Below are 4983 nucleotides of genomic sequence, written 5' to 3'. Positions count from 1 at the left end.
GCCTCCGCAAGTACAACTGAGGGTATGCACAGTTGTATCGCACCGGCAATCGACTGTCACGCATAAGTCAATCGAATCAGCCTGTTACTTCCGACTCATGCTCCCCAATTCAACCGGAATCGCGTGCGCATGAACGTAATTTCTAGGCGTTTTGTGGTCTTGCTATGGGATTTAAAGTGTCACTTCAAAATATCGCGACATTGACCGGAATCTCGGTAAATTCTGCAGTGGTTTCATATGTAGTCAACAAAGACTTCACTTCAATTTCCAATCCCGGCACCTTTGTATGATAGCTCTGTTGCATTCAGCTTCAGAGTTGAAAGCGGTTTGTTTTCCATGCCGGGTTGAGTATTCAAAGGGATAGACCTGCAACGCGCAACGAAAAAAGCGTGCGCCGCCAGGAAGTTCCATCGCAACCTTGAGAGGTTTGGGTGGAAAGTCTACATGGGAATCTGACAGCGTAGCTATTTCTCGATTATTCAATTCACGAATTCGCCAATCAATACTTGTATTGTCAAGTACCGGAAGCGGCATAGATAGTGAGTAGTAACTCTGATTCGTCAATCAAACGATATTCCGGCAATTTCCCGGACAGCTTCGCACTTTCGGCGAGAATGATCGGCACTCCCTCTCCCCGTGTGTCCATGATGTGAGTGCGATGTCCGACCAAATCACCCCGCCCAACCGGGCAGCGTGCCAGTTGACTAGTGATGGCCTCGTTTCTGGACGCCTGTCGGTGCGGCATGCTTTCCGGAGTCATCGTGTTTGCCAAAAGCCCAGGGGTGTGCAACTCAATTCGATCATCGAACATGCGAAGCCGTATCTTGCTGCCTGACATGGAATAGTCCCGATGGGCTACCGAATTGGTAACAGCCTCGAACACGGCAAGCATGGCGTATTGCGGAATATCCTCGCGTCCGCCTGAAACCTTTCTCGCTGCCACACGCATGTTCTTTCGAACAAACTCACAAGTTTCAATGATTTGTTGGTCCAACGGTCCGGTAATATCCCGGGCATCACGCTGATACGGTCTCTCCGACCCTGTGGATATCTCAGTCCCATGGTACGCGACTGCCTGGATGAATGCGCCTGGAAGAAACTGCTGAGGTCGTTTGGAGGCCAGCAAAACACCAGCTACTGTGGGGCGCCAGGTTCCGGCATCATCCTGCGAGGCCATGCCTATCTTGGAAAGAAACTGCTCCGTTGTGTCGGTGGTACGCGATGTGAAAAAGCGCTGCCAAAGCTCTTCACTCAAATCACCAAGTGTTGCAGTCGAAACAGGTGTTTCGTCAAACCTTATAAGTCTGGCGTGGCTGCGGTGCTGGAATAATCGTCCCAATTGATCAGGGGGAATTGGTCGCTTTGATGAACCGATACGATGAAAATACCCTCCGGGACTCTGATGAATAAACAGACTGGAGGGAACGTCCACTCGCAACACTGGTCTTTCGTTCCCGATACGATCCGGTAATCTGATGCGTTCGATTATGGCGACTACAGGTGGTTTAAGGGAATCCTCACACGCTTGTCTAACCAATGTTTCCACCGCGTTCAGCTTCTCTACCGGGATTCCAAGCACCTCGCGAGTCTCGTCATGGAGCCCTAATAGGAGCACGCCGCCGCGTGAGTTGGCAAAGGCTGCGAGCTCATCGGCGATGGAGTCTTGCGCCGGGCCTCGTATCTTGTCGCCAGCGAAGCGAACTTCCTTCAGTTCCAGGAAGTTATCCTCCCCGAGTTCGATCTTTTCGAGTAACTCATTGCGTGTTGCGAACATGTCACATATGCTACAGCATGCACTCTTGGATTTGATGGACGATCAAATCAGAAGTGCTGTGATTGTCCAAATTGTCTTCTGGATGATCAGGTACAGTTGGTCCATGACTTAACGCAAGAAGGTCGCTAAACGTGCAAGCATGATTTACAGAATCAAATCCTCCGAGAAAATGAAACTCGCCATTGACGAAATATTCCACACCAGAAAACAGTGCTGACTCCCTGAAACGATCTGAAGACGCTGTCTCTTCTGCCTGTTGCCTCGGTTCTTCATGGGTACCCTTTAGCTTGTCGATCCACTCTCCAGTGTTACGGTCAGAAACTGCAACGCAGTCGAATGCGGGTTCCATATACTTGAGTTTCGATTTTTCTTGTGTCAGTTTGTTCTTCTTGTCTTTCGCCGATTGCCACGAACTGGTGTCAAGAGAGGCCGACGGACGGGCATGGAAATCGACTTTCAGCCCACGTGAATCATGAAATTGCCAGTTTCGATGTCTGCAGTCATTCATTGCTGATTGTTCTCGTATTCCCCAAGTGTCACTGGCATCGGGTTTCGGACCTGCTCCACGAGCAACAATACGAAAAAATACTTCTGAAGATGTGTTACGGCGATCAATCTTCGAATCCAACGCACTCAACTCACTTTGGTTTGTCCTGTCTGCTATATCAGCCATATCCCAGCGTCTATTTTCGAAGTGTCAGATATAACGGATTACCCCAGTATTGAAATGACTATCTTGCTTGACGCAACAACAGTGTTTGCATAACGGACTGCGTCTGCAGACTGCGTGTAATAATGTTGAAGTCCCTATGATGGAACAGGAAGTGTGAATGCAATACGAAATCTCGGTGTAGATATTGTAATATCTTACCTTTGCCACAGCCAAGTTTGTGTCCTCGCTTACGACATATGGGAATGCAGGCAGGCAGAGAGTAGGGATTGATTGAACTTCAGATAATTGTTTTCCATGGGCGTGAGTTGTCCAAGTGATTGATAGGTCCGGCTCCTGTTTATCTTCCGTGGACATGCCCGATGTGCTGGAAAGCCTTTGTTTTTTTACATTCCCCACACCGTGACAGACCTGTTTCCATCCATCTCGTCGTGCCGGAACACCTTCTCATCCCAGGAACGGTCATCAGACCGGTCGAATATCACCAGATGGCCCTCATCGGTTCCACAACGGTCCATGTATTCACCGATCTGGACCAGACCGTCGGCAATCACCCGGTCCAGCCCGTTGCGTCGTAGCTTGCACTCGATGACCACCTTCTGCCTCGCCTTGTGCGCCTGCCATACGACAAGAAGGTCAGTGCGACCGCGTCCGACGCCATACTCCCTCTCGATCCGTCCGCCCGAGTTGACAATGCGCTGCAAGAAAGCCTGCAGCAAGAGCTGAGGTCCAGCCTTCCGGTAGTCGAACCTTTGCACCCAGTGCTCCGAATGCTCGCGGAAAAACTCCTGGAATGACTCCAGCAGCCGATCCATCACCAGCATCCCATCGTCCACGAACCACGCAGACTGATGGGGGATGATCTCGTCGGTCGAGGTGATCAGCTCGCGCGGGATGACTTCGCGGTAGATCGGATTGGCGATACGGATCGGACTGCCTCGCCGAATCAGGCCCAGATCGCGCACATACTGCACATCATCGCTCCTGAACGCCTCCGCCTCCGCCTCACCGGTCACAATCGGCCCGATCACCCGCCTCACCCGCCTCTCGCGCAACTTGTCCGCCAACTGGTCAAGATGAGTGTCCCGACGACGGATCAATACCTCCCTGGACTCAATGATGTCATCATGCCCGATCGGACGATTGCGGTCACCGACCCTCCGGCAGGCCTCATGCGCCAGGGCATTCACCAGCCACGGCTGACCCCGGGTCGACTCCCATACCTCATCAAGAGCGTCATTGCTCCAGCACTGTCCGGTCTCCCCGGTATGTTGCAACAGCAGCGATCTGGTCTGTGACTGATCGAAATCTCCAAGCCGCAATGACTCCGCCTTGATGTTGAACGCACTGCCGCCGGTGATGATCTCATTATCCCGGCTCGAACGGATCCGATAGTCGCGCACATCGCGCACGCCACACAAGATCACACTCTGCGGAAAGTTCCCGGGACGCTGCGGAAACCCGGCTCGCAACTGGCGAAGCACCGAGATCAGCATGTCACCACCCAATGCGTCAATCTCATCAATCATCAAGACCAAGGGCCGGGACTCAGATGCCGACCAGCATCTCAAAGTCTCAATGAGTGCCGTAAGAGGTCCAACTGACTTCAGTATTTCCTGCCATCTGGTACTTATGAATGGATCATCCAAACTGTCCTCGGCTTCAGCACTCAATGCGCCCAGGACGGACTGCATTCCAGATCTAATATCTTCGTACGCGACCTGGGCGGGCTCAACGTTAATATAGGCAGCGCGGTACCGTCCGGTCGAGTTCAGTTCATCTCGCAACGTGATCAGCGTTGAGGTTTTGCCGGTCTGGCGAGGGGCGTGCAGGACGAAATAGTGCTCCTGCTCAATCAGTTGCATGACTCCCGGACTATCAATACGCTCCAGCGGAGGTATGAAGTAATTCTTTTCGTGCTTGATCGGTCCGGCGGTGTTGAAGAATCTCATGGAAAGTGATTATATAGGGGATACTGCCATTGACAAACATCGGACAAGGGCTGGTGCAGATGTAAGCTGGTTGCCGCTATGAATGAGCACATACCAAGGTAAGGCACAGAAATAAGCAATTGGCCTGATCAGAAATTCCGATCAATTCCTCCACTTTGGAACTCACGCCCGCTCAGCCCTGATGCCGAGCAGGGTTCGCTCCAAGCGGCCGAACACCAGCCCTACCAGATGAATCGGCTCATCGCGGTCGCGGTACTTGTCCGCATACCCGCGCCCGCGCAACTGATCCATCGCCTCCGCCATGATCCCTTCGGAATCACCACCGTCACCAGCCATCTTGAACTCCAGCACAAACACCTGACCGGCATGCAGCACCGTCATGTCCGAACGGCCATGGCTCGATACATCATCCACCCGGAGATCCACCTCGACTGAACGCAACGCCAGATACAGCATGCCCGCATAGTGCGCCTCAAAACGATCAATCTCGCTGACATCATACCACTGGTGCGGAATCCCCGACAGATATGCCTGCAACCCTGAAATCTCTTTAGACAAGTCAAAAACAAGAAAAGCCCTGCCGGTAT

At 52.3% G+C, this 4983-nt stretch carries 4 protein-coding genes; all 4 read right to left on the bottom strand.

What is annotated here, in order from left to right:
• Window positions 1-514: 514 nt before the first annotated feature.
• Window positions 515-1774: a putative DNA binding domain-containing protein gene (locus tag OXI60_02320; GenBank protein ID MDE0308654.1), complete on the bottom strand. Its 1260-nt coding sequence runs from the start codon at window positions 1772-1774 to the stop codon at window positions 515-517.
• Window positions 1775-1784: 10 nt separating this feature from the next.
• On the bottom strand, window positions 1785-2447 hold the full coding sequence (locus tag OXI60_02315) for a hypothetical protein (protein ID MDE0308653.1): 663 nt from the start codon (window positions 2445-2447) through the stop codon (window positions 1785-1787).
• Window positions 2448-2830: 383 nt separating this feature from the next.
• On the bottom strand, window positions 2831-4396 hold the full coding sequence (locus OXI60_02310; GenBank protein MDE0308652.1) for a hypothetical protein: 1566 nt from the start codon (window positions 4394-4396) through the stop codon (window positions 2831-2833).
• A gap of 162 nt (window positions 4397-4558) precedes the next feature.
• A partial coding sequence (locus OXI60_02305; protein MDE0308651.1) for a PD-(D/E)XK nuclease domain-containing protein occupies window positions 4559-4983 on the bottom strand: 425 nt, incomplete at its 5' end.

This window comes from Acidiferrobacterales bacterium (assembly GCA_028820695.1).
In the GTDB taxonomy this organism is placed as follows: Bacteria; Pseudomonadota; Gammaproteobacteria; order Arenicellales; family JAJDZL01; genus JAJDZL01.
This window is presented reverse-complemented; position numbering and strand designations above follow the sequence as displayed.

What these genes read in the sequence shown, in the direction of transcription:
- OXI60_02320 (MDE0308654.1), bottom strand. Translation starts at nt 1,774, where the DNA reads ATGTTCGCAACACGCAATGAGTTACTCGAAAAGATCGAACTCGGGGAG.
- OXI60_02315 (MDE0308653.1), bottom strand. Translation starts at nt 2,447, where the DNA reads ATGGCTGATATAGCAGACAGGACAAACCAAAGTGAGTTGAGTGCGTTG.
- OXI60_02310 (MDE0308652.1), bottom strand. Translation starts at nt 4,396, where the DNA reads ATGAGATTCTTCAACACCGCCGGACCGATCAAGCACGAAAAGAATTAC.